The organism is Ruegeria sp. G5 (assembly GCF_056533365.1).
In genome coordinates, this window is sequence record NZ_JBQFOK010000005.1 from 79,923 (window position 1) to 93,064 (window position 13,142).

At 57.0% G+C, this 13,142-nt stretch carries 14 protein-coding genes; 7 read left to right on the forward strand and 7 right to left on the reverse strand.

Features of this window, described 5'->3' with window-relative positions:
* Positions 1-122: 122 nt before the first annotated feature.
* Complete coding sequence (locus ACR0BD_RS10625; RefSeq protein ID WP_480707147.1) at positions 123-809, forward strand: thiamine diphosphokinase; 687 nt, start codon at positions 123-125, stop codon at positions 807-809.
* Here ACR0BD_RS10625 and ACR0BD_RS10630 read toward each other — a convergent pair.
* From ACR0BD_RS10630 to ACR0BD_RS10645, 4 genes are read right to left on the reverse strand one after another with little or no spacing between them, the layout of a single operon-like run.
* Complete coding sequence (locus tag ACR0BD_RS10630; RefSeq protein ID WP_480830291.1) at positions 754-1,668, reverse strand: DMT family transporter; 915 nt, start codon at positions 1,666-1,668, stop codon at positions 754-756. The genes ACR0BD_RS10625 and ACR0BD_RS10630 overlap by 56 nt on opposite strands.
* A 10-nt stretch (positions 1,669-1,678) precedes the next feature.
* Positions 1,679-2,119 carry a GFA family protein gene (locus tag ACR0BD_RS10635; protein WP_480697771.1) on the reverse strand — a complete coding sequence of 147 codons (441 nt, stop codon included), beginning with the start codon at positions 2,117-2,119 and terminating at the stop codon, positions 1,679-1,681.
* Positions 2,120-2,138: 19 nt separating this feature from the next.
* A complete protein-coding gene (locus ACR0BD_RS10640; RefSeq protein ID WP_480830292.1) occupies positions 2,139-3,512 on the reverse strand; it encodes an L-serine ammonia-lyase in 1,374 nt (457 codons plus the stop codon).
* Between the two features lies 1 nt (position 3,513).
* Entirely contained in the window at positions 3,514-4,215 is a 702-nt protein-coding gene (locus ACR0BD_RS10645; RefSeq protein WP_480830293.1) for a glutathione S-transferase family protein, read from the reverse strand.
* A 168-nt stretch (positions 4,216-4,383) separates the two neighbouring features.
* On the opposite strand from ACR0BD_RS10645, the gene rpiA reads away from it, so the two are divergent.
* The 6 genes from rpiA (at position 4,384) to ACR0BD_RS10675 (ending at position 10,561) form a co-directional block, all read left to right on the forward strand.
* Positions 4,384-5,169 (forward strand): ribose-5-phosphate isomerase RpiA, encoded by a 786-nt coding sequence (rpiA, locus tag ACR0BD_RS10650; RefSeq protein ID WP_480697765.1) that lies wholly within the window; start codon positions 4,384-4,386, stop codon positions 5,167-5,169.
* A 121-nt stretch (positions 5,170-5,290) separates the two neighbouring features.
* Positions 5,291-6,649: a glutathione-disulfide reductase gene (gene gor, locus ACR0BD_RS10655; protein ID WP_480830294.1), complete on the forward strand. Its 1,359-nt coding sequence runs from the start codon at positions 5,291-5,293 to the stop codon at positions 6,647-6,649.
* 72 nt (positions 6,650-6,721) lie between these two features.
* Positions 6,722-7,867, forward strand: coding sequence for an FtsH protease activity modulator HflK (gene hflK, locus ACR0BD_RS10660; RefSeq protein WP_480830295.1), 1,146 nt, complete (start codon positions 6,722-6,724; stop codon positions 7,865-7,867).
* On the forward strand, positions 7,867-8,745 hold the full coding sequence (gene hflC, locus ACR0BD_RS10665; RefSeq protein ID WP_480697759.1) for a protease modulator HflC: 879 nt from the start codon (positions 7,867-7,869) through the stop codon (positions 8,743-8,745). Before hflK ends, hflC begins: the two co-directional genes overlap by 1 nt.
* Positions 8,745-8,939 carry a DUF2065 domain-containing protein gene (locus tag ACR0BD_RS10670; RefSeq protein ID WP_480697757.1) on the forward strand — a complete coding sequence of 65 codons (195 nt, stop codon included), beginning with the start codon at positions 8,745-8,747 and terminating at the stop codon, positions 8,937-8,939. The genes hflC and ACR0BD_RS10670 overlap by 1 nt, the downstream gene beginning before the upstream one ends.
* Positions 8,940-9,070: 131 nt before the next feature.
* Positions 9,071-10,561: a Do family serine endopeptidase gene (locus ACR0BD_RS10675; protein ID WP_480830296.1), complete on the forward strand. Its 1,491-nt coding sequence runs from the start codon at positions 9,071-9,073 to the stop codon at positions 10,559-10,561.
* 219 nt (positions 10,562-10,780) lie between these two features.
* Here ACR0BD_RS10675 and ACR0BD_RS10680 read toward each other — a convergent pair whose 3' ends face one another.
* The 3 genes from ACR0BD_RS10680 to ACR0BD_RS10690 form a co-directional block, all read right to left on the reverse strand.
* The gene (locus ACR0BD_RS10680) at positions 10,781-11,449 is read right to left on the reverse strand and encodes a Crp/Fnr family transcriptional regulator (protein WP_480697755.1); all 669 of its coding nucleotides are present in this window, start codon (positions 11,447-11,449) and stop codon (positions 10,781-10,783) included.
* A 126-nt stretch (positions 11,450-11,575) separates the two neighbouring features.
* On the reverse strand, positions 11,576-12,181 hold the full coding sequence (locus ACR0BD_RS10685) for an inner membrane-spanning protein YciB (protein ID WP_480830297.1): 606 nt from the start codon (positions 12,179-12,181) through the stop codon (positions 11,576-11,578).
* A 16-nt stretch (positions 12,182-12,197) separates the two neighbouring features.
* Positions 12,198-13,100 (reverse strand): EamA family transporter, encoded by a 903-nt coding sequence (locus ACR0BD_RS10690; RefSeq protein WP_480830298.1) that lies wholly within the window; start codon positions 13,098-13,100, stop codon positions 12,198-12,200.
* Positions 13,101-13,142 lie beyond the last annotated feature (42 nt).

Consider the following 13,142-nt stretch of genomic DNA (forward strand, 5'->3'; position numbering starts at 1 on the left):
TACGACAGCCAACCCGCCCTGTGCCGGGCACACCTATTGGCTCAAACCTCTGCCTATGAACCTACCATTTTGTGGTCTCAATGTGTCCAAATCCGGGAAAAATGATCAATCTTACGAAAAATATGCCAATTGTACGGTCAGACGACCCAATAACGCTGGTTGGCGGCGGTCTAATCATGCCCGAAGACCTGAAATTGGCGCTGATTCGTACACAAACAATAGTCGCCGCAGATGGCGGAGCGATACCTTTGGTCGAAAATGGGCGCATTCCGGATGCTGTCATCGGCGATTTCGATTCGCTTGAGCCGCGTATCCAAGACCTTATACCATCGGAACGTCAGTTTCCGATCAAGGAACAAGACAGCACTGACTTTGATAAGGCGCTTCGTAGTATCGACACCCCCCTGGTTTTGGGAATCGGATTTCTTGGACACAGGTTGGACCATCAACTCGCGGTCCTTAACACACTGGTTCGCCAGCAAGATCGCCCCTGTGTTTTGCTGGGCGCGCATGAGGTCGTTTTTCACGCGCCACCTCGTCTTGCGTTAAATCTATCGGTTGGAGATATCGTGTCCTTGTTTCCACTTGAGCGCGTGACAGGACGAAGCAAGGGGTTGGAATGGCCCATTGATGGCTTGGTGTTCGAACCCGGCGGGCAAATCGGTACGTCCAATCGGGTCATCGCGGAGGTCGAGTTGAACATCGACGGCCCGGGTATGATCGTTATGGTTCCGCGCGGCGCGCTAGAGCAGGTTATGCAGGTGTTTCAGTCGGAGCAGACCGGGCGCTGGCCCTCTCGCGCAGGATGACATAAAGGCCCGAAGCGACCGTGATTGCGATCCCAAGTGCGGCCAGCCCGTCTGGTAAGTCGTGAAAGATGATCCAACCGAATACGGTGGCGACCGGGATCTCAAGATACTGCATCGGGGCCAAAGTGGCCGACGGGGCGTACCGCAGCGACCAGGTCATGAAAAGATGCGCGACCGTTCCCAAGACCCCGATGGCCAACAACAACACGTGGCTGTCGCCTTCGGGGACGACTAGTGAAAGCTGCCATATCTGGGCCGATGTTCCAGCCAGCAGAAACGGCAGCATCAGACCAGTTGCCATCAGGCCGGACACAGCTTGAAGCGCGATTGGGTCCGTATCTTTGGCGATCTGACGCGTTACCAGCATGAACAGGGCAAAGACCACGGCGACCACCAAGGGCAACAACGCGGCTGCGCCGACCTGCACAAAACTGGGTTGAATGACAAGCAATGTGCCCACAAAGCCTACGACGCAGGCGATCAGCCGCCGCGCCCCGACTTCTTCGCCCAGTACGTACCGGCCTAATAGCAGCATTATGAATGGCATCACAAAAGCGATGGCTACCGCGTCTGCCAAGGGCAAATACTGCAATGCGCTGAACATCGCACTAATGCCGATAATGTGCAGAACCGTTCGAATAAACGTCAGGCGCAAAACGCGCCCTCGCATCATCCAGGGTCTGCCGGTCAACAGAACAAGCGGCGTCAGAATAAGGGCCTGAACCGCAAAGCGGATAAAAACCAGCATCGCAACCGGAGTCGTCTCGCCCAGCAGTTTCGCCATTGCGTCACCCAACGGCGCAAGCAGGCAAAATCCAAGCATCAAGACGATGCCAAAGACGGGGCGATCCTGTGTCATGTGCGCGACGCTAAGGGTTTTGCGGATCGGTTGAAAGGTCTTCTGGCAAGGGTTGAACCTTGGTGTAGTCGGGACCAATGCAAACCGGCAACCCGTCCGATAACTGCAACCAATCCAGCTTTTCTTCGTGCGCAACATGTAATGTGGGTCGGAGCTGGTTTGGGTCGTCCAGCAGCGCGGTGTAAAGATGCAGTACACCAGACATGGCTTCGGATCGAAACGATATGGGGCTTCCGCAATCGGCACAAAAACTACGCTCGACACCCGGCGAAGACGCAAATGTCTTTGGCGTAGACCCCGTCCACCGCCACTGACCATCTCTGACGCCGAAATACGCTGTCATCGGGGCGGCGCATTGTCGGCGACAGCTGTCACAGTGGCAGGTCACGCAGGACAGGACCGGAGGGTCGACCTGAAAAGAAACGGCACCGCAAAGGCAATGTCCCTGCATGTTATTCCTTCCGTAAGGGTCAGCAGTTCGGCACGTTGACAGCCAATCCGCCTAACGAGGTTTCCTTGTATTTCTCGTGCATGTCGTGGCCCGTTTGGCGCATGGTTTCAATCACCGCGTCCAGAGGGACGAAATGATGCCCATCCCCGCGCAACGCCAGCGAAGCAGCCGAAACTGCCTTGATGGCGCCCAAGCCGTTGCGTTCAATGCAGGGAACCTGAACCAATCCTGCCACGGGATCGCAGGTCATACCCAAATGATGCTCGAGCGCGATTTCAGCCGCATTTTCCACTTGCTCGGGCGTGCCGCCCATTACAGCGCAAAGCCCGGCTGCCGCCATAGCCGCCGCGCTGCCGACCTCGGCCTGACAACCGGCCTCGGCACCCGAAATCGAGGCGTTGAATTTGACCAACCCCCCAATTGCAGCAGCCGTCAGCAGGAAGTCCTCGATATGGGTTTCAGAGGCACCGGGGACATGGTCGAGGTAATAGCGCAACACCGCTGGCAGTACGCCTGCGGCCCCGTTCGTGGGTGCGGTGACGACCTGTCCACCGGCTGCGTTTTCCTCGTTCACGGCCATGGCGTAGACGCTCATCCAGTCGTTGATCGTGTGCGGCGCGTTCAGGTTCATCCCACGCTCGGCCTGCAGCGCGTCATGGATGCCCTTGGCGCGGCGTCGAACGTGCAAACCGCCGGGCAGGATGCCGTCGGTGGTCAGGCCGCGTTCGATACAGTCGTTCATCACCTGCCAAAGCCGCGCGGTGCCCTTGGCAAAGCTGTCGGCGCACCCCCGCGAGATTTCATTGGCGCGCTTCATCTCGGCAATGCTTTTACCGCTGGATTTGGCCATGTCGAGCATCTCGACCGCAGATTTGAAAGGAAAAGGGACCGGCTTGCCTTCGTCTGTGGCTTTGCCTTCTGCCAGTTCTTCTTCGGTCAAGACAAACCCGCCACCGATAGAGTAGTACACCTGACGCAAGATCACATCGCCCTGCGCATCAGTGGCCATCAGGATCATGCCATTGGCGTGGCCGGACAGGTGGTGTTCATAGTCAAAGACCAGATCAGTTTTGGGGTCAAAGTGCAACGTCGGCAGCCCATCGACCGTGACGGTGTGCGTTTCGTTGATGGCGGCCAGCGCCGCTTCGGCCTTTTCATGGTCATACGTATCGGGGACAAAGCCCGCCAGACCCAGAATAGTCGCTCTGTCCGTCGCGTGACCGACGCCCGTAAACGCCAATGATCCGTGCAGTGACCCACGCAAGCCCGCAAATTCGAACGGCGAGGCGCGCATTTGGTCCAAGAACCGCGCGGCGGCCACCATCGGACCCATAGTGTGCGATGACGATGGGCCAATGCCCACTTTGAACATATCGAAGACAGACAGGAACATATCAGATAGCAGAGCCTTCTGGTGGGTTAGGGTAAATCGGGGCTGTGAAGGGTGTAACCCCCAACCCTTCGGCTGCGATAGCGGCACGCGTCGCGGGGCGAGATTCCAGTTGCATCAGAATCCGCTGCAGATGGGGTGTGTCCGCAAGTTGAAACCAGCTGCGATCAGCTTTCATCGGGTAAAGGCCCATCCATCGCATCTGACAAGCGACATAGTAGGTCAGAATAGAAGGTTTTTCCGGGTGCAGCCACTCAGGCGTCTTTGCAGCCTGCGCATCCAACAGACGAAGGTGGTTCCGCAGCCGCGGGCGGATTCCGGCGCGCAGGGTGTCTGCGTGACCCGCCTCAATGTACTTTTCCGCATAGAACAGAATCCGCAGATCGGCGTGCAGTGTATTGGAGGCAAAGAACAGCCATTTCAAGAACGCGGCCCGGTCAGGAGCGTCCGGGGTAGGGGCAAGTTGTTTATGCGAATCCGCCAGCCACAATAAAATGGCAGCGGTTTCAAAAATTGGCCCGTGCGGTGTCTCAAGAACGGGGATCAACCCATTCGGGTTCAATGCACGATAAGCATCAGTTTCCTGTTCGTTCACGCTGCGGTCTACCAGAACGGTTTCGTACTTTAGGCGCATCTCTTCCAGCGCCAGCCGGATCACCAGCGAGGCGTTGTCAGGGGCATAGTGCAGGCGATAGGGCGTGTTCATGATCCATATGTATACGCTGAACGTCGGCCAGAAAGCCTCGATTGCGACGTTTCCCATAGGAAACGCGTAGTTTTAGGATTCGCGCGCCGGGTGACGTGATCAATTCCCTCTCGCAGTTTCTGAGGGCATTCCGTATACGTTTCGGCAGCAAGACAAGGGGGTGCTGCAATGACCACAGAGATGTCGCCCATCGACAAGGCCAAATACGTGGCCGCGCGCCGTGCTGCGGACTTGGTTGAGGACGGGATGCGCGTCGGATTGGGCACCGGGTCGACTGCCGCCTGGATGGTACGTCGTCTGGGCGAGCGGGTGCAGCAGGACGGTTTGAAGATCAGGGGTGTACCGACCTCGACCCGCACGGCCCAACTGGCGCGCGAGGTCGGGATCGAGGTTGTGTCATTGGATCAGGCGCGGTGGTTGGACATGACCATCGACGGGGCGGATGAATTTGACGGCGAACTGAACCTGATCAAAGGCGGTGGCGGCGCGCATCTGCAGGAAAAGATCGTTGCGACTGCAAGTGATCAGATGGTGGTCATCGCCGATGCCGGAAAAGAGGTTGAGACATTGGGCGCGTTCCCCTTGCCGTTGGAGGTGATCCCCTTTGGCTGGCAAACCACCCGCACCCTTGTTGAAGAGGCGCTGGACACAATGGACGTACTGGGCACACGCACGTCGCTGCGTATGAACCAAGAAGTGCCGTTTGTCACCGATGAGGGCAACCATGTGCTTGACCTGCATTTGCAGCGCATCGGGAATGTGCGCCAACTGGCGCTGGTTCTGAACCAGGTGCCGGGTGTTGTCGAAAACGGTCTGTTCATCGACATTTGTGACAAAGTTGTGGTCGGTTACGGCGATGGTCGCGTCGAAATCCGCGATATCAATGACGGTACTGTCGAGACCGAGCAGCCGGCCGATAGCCACGAGAATCTATTCTCGGACCTCGCGGATTGAGCTTAACCAATCGTGTTTTCAGGGTCTTTGTTACATTTTCTGAAACACCAAGGGTTGGCAGTTTGTTATTCGACCCCAGATACTCAACGAATTTTGGCCTGACGGAAAGAAGGAACTCAGGATGAGCTTTGACTATGATCTGTTTGTCATCGGCGGAGGCTCGGGCGGAGTCCGCGCGGCGCGCGTAGCGGCTGGTGAAACCGGGGCCAAGGTCGCACTTGCCGAAGAAGACCGCTATGGCGGTACATGTGTTATTCGTGGGTGCGTGCCCAAAAAGCTGATGGTTTTTGCCAGTGAGTATTCTGGCATGGTGGGCGACGCGCAAGCCTATGGCTGGGACATCCAGCCCGGAGCGTTTGGCTGGAACACGTTTCACGACAAATTGACGACAGAACTGGATCGCCTGGAAGGCATCTACCGCAACATCCTTAAGAACAACGGGGTCGAAAGCTTTGACCAGCGCGCGCATATCGTTGACGCTCATACGGTCGAACTGGCCGATGGCACCCGCAAGACGGCCAAGCACATTCTAATCGCCACCGGCGGGCGCCCGGTTGTGCCCGAGTTTCCGGGCTCGGATCTTGCGATTACGTCGAACGAGATTTTCCATCTGGAAAAGCTGCCCGAAAGCATTCTGATCGTCGGCGGTGGCTACATCGCCAGCGAATTCGCAGGGATCATGAACGGGCTTGGGGTCAAAACAACTCAGTTCTATCGCGGGGCACAAATCCTGCGTGGTTTCGACGAAGAAGCACGCGGGCTGATCTGTGAAGAGATGCGTCAGAACGGGATTGATGTCCGTCTCGGCACCAATGTGCTTGAGATGACGAAAGAGGGCGACAAAATCCGTGTCAAAGCGACCGACGGTACCGAGGATCAGTTCGACGTTGTGATGTACGCAACGGGCCGTGCGCCGAACGCGGACAATCTGGGTCTTGAGGCCGTCGGCGTTGAGCGGGGCCGCAAAGGTGAGATTCTGGTGGACGAGTACAGCCAGACGGGCGTTCCTTCGATTTACGCCATCGGTGATGTGACAGATCGGGTAAACCTGACGCCAGTGGCGATCCGCGAAGGTATGGCTTTCGTCGAAACCGTATTCCGAGGGAACCCGACGCCGGTTGATCACGAATTGATCCCGACCGCGATTTTCACCCAGCCCGAGTTTGGAACAGTAGGGCTAAGCGAAGAAGAAGCAGCGGCACAAGAGCCGATTGAGGTTTACGCGACATCGTTCAAGCCTATGCAAAAAGCGTTTGCGGGGGGAACTCAGCGTGTTTTGATGAAGCTGATCGTGTCTCAGGCCACCCGAAAGGTATTGGGGTGCCACATTGTTGCTCCGGGTGCGGGTGAGATGATCCAATTGGCGGGAATTGCCGTAAAGATGGGCGCAACCAAAGAAGATTTCGATCGCACTGTTGCAGTTCACCCGGTCATGGCCGAAGAACTGGTGACAATGCGGCAACCTGCGCGCACCGCTTGATTTGCAACCGCGCGCACACAAGTTACAAGGGAACCCGTGATCACACGGTCCAACACAAGGGAATAGATTCATATGGCGGGCAACAGCGGCGGCCCCTGGGGGGGCGGAGGCTCTTCTGGCGGCGGAGGAAATCGGGGTAACAACGGGAACGGGCAACGCCCACCCGAAGGCGATGGCCCGCAGATCCCCGAGATCGACGAGCTGATGAAGAAAGGTCAGGAACAACTGCGCGTCCTCATGGGCGGTCGCGGTGGTTCAGGACGCGGCAGCAACGGGCAGGGCTCGGGCGGCGGTGGGCCGCTTTTCACTAAAGGGACGGTCATTATCGGTCTCGTGGTTGGCGCTGTCCTATGGGGCGCGGCAAGTTTTTACACGGTGAAACCGGAAGAACAGTCAGTCGAGCTGTTTCTTGGTGAGTTCTCCGCGGTTGGTAATCCCGGTCTGAACTTTGCGCCGTGGCCGTTCGTGACCGCCGAGGTCATCCCGGTCACCCGCGAACAGAACGAAGACATGGGTGGCGCGCGCGGCAGCGATGATGGCCTCATGCTGACAGGTGACGAAAACGTGGTCGATATCGACTACCAAGTCGTTTGGAACATCAACGACCCGGCCAAGTTCCTGTTCAATCTACGCGACGCACGTCAAACGATCCGCGCGGTATCTGAATCGGCGATGCGTGAGATCATCGCGCAAAGCGAACTGGCTCCGATCCTGAACAGGGATCGTGGTGTCATCGCTGAACGCCTGCAAGAGTTGATCCAGGAAACGATGGACAGTTACGATTCAGGCATCAACATTGTCCGTGTGAACTTTGACAAGGCTGACCCGCCGCAAGACGTGATTGCGGCCTTCCGCGACGTTCAGGCCGCTGCTCAGGAGCGTGACCGTCTGCAAAACGTCGCTGACGCCTACGCCAACCGCGTTTTGGCCGAAGCGCGTGGTGAAGCCGCACAGGTTCTGGAAGAGGCCGAAGCTTATCGCGCCCAACAGATCAACAGCGCACAGGGTGAGGCAAGCCGCTTTAGCGCGGTTTTGGAAGAATACTCCAAAGCGCCCGATGTGACCCGCAAGCGTCTGTATCTAGAGCGGATGGAGCAGGTTCTGGGTGACGTGGATAAGATCATTCTGGACGAAAACTCCAACGGTCAGAGCCAGGGCGTCGTGCCATATCTGCCGTTGAATGAACTGCGCCGCAACTCAGGCGGGGAGAGCAACTGATGCGTAAGTCACCCATTATTCTTATCATCATCGTGATCCTGGGCGTGGTCGGTTTGTCATCGATCTTTATCGTCGATGAACGCGAACGCGCACTGGTTCTGCAATTTGGCCGTGTTGTCTCGGTCAAGGAAGACCCGGGTCTGGCCTTCAAGATCCCGGTCATTCAGGAAGTGGTACGTTACGACGACCGTATCCTGTCCATTGACGTACAGCCGTTGGAAGTCACGCCATTGGACGATCGTCGTCTGGTGGTTGACGCATTTGCCCGTTACCGGATCTCGGATCTTGAGCAATTCCGTCAGGCCGTTGGTGTCGGAGGCATCCCGGTCGCCGAAGATCGTCTGGACCGTATCCTGCGCGCCGAAACGCGTGAAGTTCTGGGTTCAGTTTCCTCTCGCGACATCCTCAGCTCGGACCGTGCGGCCCTTATGCTTCGTATCCGCAACAGCGCAATTGCCGAAGCGCGTGCGCTGGGCGTGAATGTGATCGACGTGCGCCTGAAGGCAACTGACCTGCCGCAGGCTAACCTGAATGCAACCTTCGACCGGATGAAAGCCGAGCGGGAGCGTGAGGCGACCGACGAACGTGCCCGCGGTAACGAGGCGGCGCAGCGTGTGCGTGCGCAGGCCGACCGGACCGTGGTCGAGCTGGTCTCGGACGCCAACCGCGAAGCTGAGATCATTCGTGGTGAGGCCGACGCGGAACGCAACGCAATCTTCGCTGAAGCCTTTGGCAAAGACCCGGAGTTCTTCGAGTTCTACCGCTCGCTGTCCGCCTATGAGCGCGCGCTGGGCGGTGGCAACAGCTCGATGGTGCTCAGCCCCGATTCCGAGTTCTTCAACTACCTGAAATCGCCCACAGGGCAGGCGACCCAGTAATGGGTATGATCCTTCTGGCCTTTGGGCTGGTGCTGATTGTCGAGGGGCTGGCCTATGCGCTGGCCCCTTCGCTTATTGAAAGAATGCTCGAAGCTTTGCGGACTTTACCGGAACAGGCGCGGCGATTGGCCGGGTTATTGTGCATCGTAAGTGGATTGGTGCTGCTTTGGGGGGCTTTTCAGGTCGGGTTTTAATACAGCGTTTTCACTTGCAGGTGATTTCCCCGCGATCCTCAGTTGCGGGTTAGGACAAACCGACTACATTGGTTGTCAAGAAGGACCGCCCAAGGGCGATCCAGACAATATTGACGACAAGGAGTTCCCAAGTGCAGGCACAAGCGCGCAGTATTTCCGTCCGGCGGGACGATGTTGTTGGTTTCATGCGGTTGATGTGGTTGGCGGTCGCCGGTCTGCTGCTTGTTCTGGCCCAATCGGTCTCTGCGCAAGCGCGTGGTGACAGCCTGGCACCGCTGGCTGAACAGATCAGCCCTGCGGTGGTCAATATTACGACATCCACCCTGATCGAAGGGCAGGCAGGGCCTCAGGGGATCGTTCCCGAAGGTTCTCCGTTCGAGGATTTCTTTCGCGAGTTTCAGGATCGTAACGGTGACGACAACAATCGCCCGCGTCGCAGCAATGCCTTGGGTTCAGGTTTCGTGATCTCAGAGGATGGGTTCATCGTAACCAACAACCACGTCATCGCTGAGGCTGATGAAATCCTGATCGAATTCTTCCCTGGCGACGGACAGCCTAAGAAAGAGTTGCCCGCCAAAGTGATCGGAACGGATGAGAAAACCGACATCGCGCTTCTCAAGGTCGAAGCGTCCGGCCCGCTGCAGTATGTGCAGTTCGGCGACAGCGACGTGGCCCGCGTGGGCGACTGGGTGATCGCAATGGGTAACCCGCTTGGACAAGGTTTTTCGGTGTCCGCTGGTATCGTATCGGCCCGAAATCGCGCGCTGAGCGGATCTTATGACGACTACATCCAAACGGATGCGGCCATTAACCGAGGCAACTCGGGCGGGCCACTGTTCAATATGGATGGTGAAGTAATCGGAGTGAACACGGCCATCTTGTCCCCGAACGGAGGGTCGATCGGCATTGGATTTTCGATGGCGTCCAACGTTGTAATTAAGGTCGTCGATCAATTGCGCGAGTTTGGTGAAACCCGTCGCGGTTGGCTGGGTGTTCGCATTCAGGATGTGACCGAGGATATGGCCGAAGCCATGGGGCTGGAAAAACCCGGCGGCGCGCTGATCAGCGATGTTCCGGACGGCCCGGCCAAAGATGCGGGCCTGCTGGCTGGCGACGTTATTCTCAGCTTTGATGGTGTCGAAGTTGAAGATACACGCGGTTTGGTGCGTCAGGTCGGTGAAACCACTGTCGGCAAATCTGTCCGGGTCGTCGTTCATCGTGATGGCGGAACGCAGACGGTACTGGTAACGCTTGGCCGTCGCGAAGATGCGGAACGCGCAGATAGCGGCGAGGAAGAGGCTCCTGAAGAGCCGGTGGACGAGAATGCCGATATTCTTGGGCTTTCCATTTCGCCACTGACCGACACATTGCGCACGGATCTTAACTTGGATGCAGATGCGGATGGTCTGGTCGTGACCGAAGTTGACGAAGCATCCGAAGCATACGCCAAGGGTTTACGCGCAGGTGATCTGATCACCGAGGCCGGCCAGCAAAAAGTGACGTCCATCGACGATCTTGAAACACGGATGGAAGAAGCGCGTGAAGCAGGACGCAAGTCGCTGTTGCTGCTGGTGCGTCGGGGCGGCGATCCTCGTTTCGTGGCGCTGAGCCTTGGCGGGTAACCGTCAAATATCCGCAAAATGAAAAAGGCCGGAGCGAGAGCTCCGGCCTTATTTGTGCGAGGTCTAAATTAGTGAGCCACACGCCGGGGAAGGCGCGTGGCTCTGATACAGGGAGAGGTCAGTGGACAGATATCGGGGATGATTCTCTGACCTCCTACGGTAACAATTATTAAGATAGTCTTAACGCGGCTGACCGTATGTGAAGCAGGTCACATCAGGTTAAATCAAATCCGAGTCGGCCAGTTCCCGCAACGCCTCAAAGTCATGGATTTTTAACCCTCCGCGCGAGGCTTCGACCACGTTATCGCGTTTCCAGGTCGAAATGGTCTTGGAAACGGCCTCACGCGTTGCGCCCACAAACTCGGCCAGTTCGCTTTGCGATAAGGTTATGCGGTTGGATGCGTTGCCCTGCAGGTCGGACAGGTGCAACAGTTTGCGGGCAAGGCGGATAGGCATCGGCAGAAAGACCTGTTCGTTCAGCTGAGAGCCCATCCAGCGCATCCGAAGGCCCGCCAAGCGGATCATGTCGACGGCAAGGTCAGGGTGCTGACGAATTTGGTTCATGACGTCGTTGCGTCGTACCCGTAATACACGCGACGGTTCAGCCGCCGAGATCGTCGCGGTACGTGGTCCGTTATCGAACAACGCAATCTCACCAAAGACCTCTCCTGGCTTCATGAGGGTCAGGGATAGCTTGCGCCCGCTCATCGCGAGAAAGGAAACTTCGAGCGTGCCCTCCAGAATGGCAAAAAGGGCATCGCCTTCGTCCCCCTGTTCGAAGAGGACGTCGCCTTGTTTGAGGGATATTTCGGTAGCCTGCGCTGAGAGCATGGCCCTCAATCGGTCCGAAGCTTCCGACAGGAAGCCACTGTTAGGGAAGGCCGTCATATTGGTGTGGTACTCCGGCTGGCGGTGGTGAGTGGTTCCACAACTTTTCACAGCTATGACAATTAGCCAAGGTTTTTGTTGGGCTTGCCTTTCGTACTGGTGCCCCAGATTGCTGAACCAGCCCCTTTACTGGTGGTCGGGGTCATCCATGTAGCTTTGCAAAAGGCTGAATTGCAGCATCAGAAACACCATCAGGGCTATGGGAAACCCGAAGGTTTCGATTTTAACCCAAAGATCGGTGGACATCGTGCGCCAGACAAGTTCGTTGGCCACTGCAAGTACGGCAAAACAACCGCACAGTCTGCGGGTCAGGATCATCCACCCTTCGTGGCGCATTGGCAGCATCTCATCCAGAACGTAGGCCAGATAGGACTTTCCTTGCAAAAGACCGATCCCCAGAATGACCGAAAAGAAACCGTAAACCAGCGTCGTTTTCATTTTGAAAAAGCGCTCGTCGTTGAACCAGGCTGTCAGGCCGCCAAAGAAAATGACCATGAAGGCGGTGAAGATCTGCATCCGACTGAGTTTCCCAGTCAGAAACCACAGGATAGCCATCGCGCCCAGCATGAGTGGCACGAAGATCAGGGTTGCAACGATAAAGCCCGAATACTCGGTCCCTGCGAATTCGAAGCTGTCGTCGCGCAGTCGCAGGTAGATGAAGAAGAAGGCCAAAGGCGGGCCCAGCTCCAGCACCTGTTTCAGAAACGGATTGATCTCTTTTTTGCCTGTCATGTCGGTTTCCTGCTGCTTACCCGCCCATTTCAACTATTACGGCGCCGAGTGCAATCAATGCCATCAGCGCAATCCGCCTTGGACCGACGGTTTCTTTCAGGATCAGCCATCCGATCAGCGCCGCAAAAACCGTTGAGGTTTCGCGCAGGACGGCTGCTTCGCCGACTTTGTCCAATCTTGTGGCCATCATGATAGAGCCAAACGACAATGGCGCGATCAGGCCACCTGCCAGCCCACGCAACATCAAAGGGCCTATGGCTGGAGGGTTGGACATGGCGCGCCATCTCAGCGCGGCGTAGATTGGCATAGCGGCACCGTCGATCATGAAAAACCATGCAAGGAACGTAAAGGGATCGGCCGTCGCCCGAATGCCGTAGGCGTCATAGGTTGTATAAAGCGCAACAAAAAGACCCGTTGCGATGGCGAGAACGAGAGCAATGCCAAGAGTTTCTCGGTCAGTTTCCAGGAAACGGAAATTGTAGGCGGCCAAGCCGAAAATCCCGGTTGTCAGAACAAAAACGCCAAACCATTGCATCCCGGTAAATGTTTCCCCGAACAGGAGATAGGCGCCAACGACGGTGAAAAGCGGGCCGGTTCCCCGAACTACCGGGTAAACTACTGTGTATGACCCCTTGGTATAGGCAAATGCCTGTAGGATTTTGTAGAGGATGTGGATTAGCCAAACGACCGCAAAGATGGGCCACATATACGGTTCTGGCCACGGGACCACAAAGAGTGCGAATGGGGCTGCCATTAGGCCATAGCTTGCGTCGATTGCGCCACGGGACATCCAGGGATCATGGCGGCCCTTTTGCAGCGCGCCGAATGCAGCGTGAAGGAAAGCAGCCATCAAGGCCAGCGCCAAGGCAAGGCGGTGGCCGGCTTCGGTACCTTCGAGAGAGATCAGCCAATCGCTCACATAGTGGCCTTTGTTTGGTTGGAGAGGGTGGGGGGGCTGTCT

What these genes read in the sequence shown, in the direction of transcription:
- ACR0BD_RS10680 (WP_480697755.1), bottom strand. Translation starts at nt 11,449, where the DNA reads ATGACGGCCTTCCCTAACAGTGGCTTCCTGTCGGAAGCTTCGGACCGA.
- gor (WP_480830294.1), top strand. Translation starts at nt 5,291, where the DNA reads ATGAGCTTTGACTATGATCTGTTTGTCATCGGCGGAGGCTCGGGCGGA.
- ACR0BD_RS10640 (WP_480830292.1), bottom strand. Translation starts at nt 3,512, where the DNA reads ATGTTCCTGTCTGTCTTCGATATGTTCAAAGTGGGCATTGGCCCATCG.
- hflK (WP_480830295.1), top strand. Translation starts at nt 6,722, where the DNA reads ATGGCGGGCAACAGCGGCGGCCCCTGGGGGGGCGGAGGCTCTTCTGGC.
- ACR0BD_RS10635 (WP_480697771.1), bottom strand. Translation starts at nt 2,119, where the DNA reads ATGCAGGGACATTGCCTTTGCGGTGCCGTTTCTTTTCAGGTCGACCCT.
- rpiA (WP_480697765.1), top strand. Translation starts at nt 4,384, where the DNA reads ATGACCACAGAGATGTCGCCCATCGACAAGGCCAAATACGTGGCCGCG.
- ACR0BD_RS10630 (WP_480830291.1), bottom strand. Translation starts at nt 1,668, where the DNA reads ATGACACAGGATCGCCCCGTCTTTGGCATCGTCTTGATGCTTGGATTT.
- ACR0BD_RS10670 (WP_480697757.1), top strand. Translation starts at nt 8,745, where the DNA reads ATGGGTATGATCCTTCTGGCCTTTGGGCTGGTGCTGATTGTCGAGGGG.
- ACR0BD_RS10625 (WP_480707147.1), top strand. Translation starts at nt 123, where the DNA reads ATGCCAATTGTACGGTCAGACGACCCAATAACGCTGGTTGGCGGCGGT.
- hflC (WP_480697759.1), top strand. Translation starts at nt 7,867, where the DNA reads ATGCGTAAGTCACCCATTATTCTTATCATCATCGTGATCCTGGGCGTG.
- ACR0BD_RS10645 (WP_480830293.1), bottom strand. Translation starts at nt 4,215, where the DNA reads ATGAACACGCCCTATCGCCTGCACTATGCCCCTGACAACGCCTCGCTG.
- ACR0BD_RS10685 (WP_480830297.1), bottom strand. Translation starts at nt 12,181, where the DNA reads ATGACAGGCAAAAAAGAGATCAATCCGTTTCTGAAACAGGTGCTGGAG.